Annotated in this window: 4 tRNA genes; all 4 read right to left on the bottom strand. The window is 49.6% G+C overall.

Going from position 1 to position 458, the window contains the following annotated elements:
- Positions 1 to 2 precede the first annotated feature (2 nt).
- The 4 genes from AC1DKZ_RS33015 to AC1DKZ_RS33030 all read right to left on the bottom strand — a co-directional run bounded on the left by AC1DKZ_RS33015 (position 3) and on the right by AC1DKZ_RS33030 (position 394).
- Positions 3 to 73 (bottom strand) — tRNA-Lys (locus tag AC1DKZ_RS33015).
- A gap of 5 nt (positions 74 to 78) precedes the next feature.
- Positions 79 to 153, bottom strand: a tRNA-Gln gene (locus tag AC1DKZ_RS33020).
- Positions 154 to 218: 65 nt separating this feature from the next.
- A tRNA-Tyr gene (locus tag AC1DKZ_RS33025) sits at positions 219 to 302 on the bottom strand.
- 16 nt (positions 303 to 318) lie between these two features.
- Positions 319 to 394, bottom strand: a tRNA-Val gene (locus AC1DKZ_RS33030).
- Between the last annotated feature and the right edge of the window lie 64 nt (positions 395 to 458).

Below are 458 nucleotides of genomic sequence, written 5' to 3' on the forward strand. Positions count from 1 at the left end.
CATGACATGAAGGATTCGAACCTTCGACCCTCTGATTAAAAGTCAGATGCTCTACCAACTGAGCTAATGGCTCGTAAATGGCTGGGCTAGCTGGATTCGAACCAGCGCATGACGGAGTCAAAGTCCGTTGCCTTACCGCTTGGCTATAGCCCATTAATATTTACTAGTATGGTTATCTTTTCAAAAAAATAAACCCTCTCAGGTTATTTTAAAGAAAATGGTGGAGGGGGGCAGATTCGAACTGCCGAACCCAAAGGAGCGGATTTACAGTCCGCCGCGTTTAGCCACTTCGCTACCCCTCCGACATTTAAAAATATATGGTGGAGGATGACGGGATCGAACCGCCGACCCCCTGCTTGTAAGGCAGGTGCTCTCCCAGCTGAGCTAATCCTCCAAAAGTGGTGACCCGTACGGGATTCGAACCCGTGTTACCGCCGTGAAAGGGCGGTGTCTTAACC

The sequence above is a fragment of the Bacillus sp. 05T21 genome (assembly GCF_056396785.1).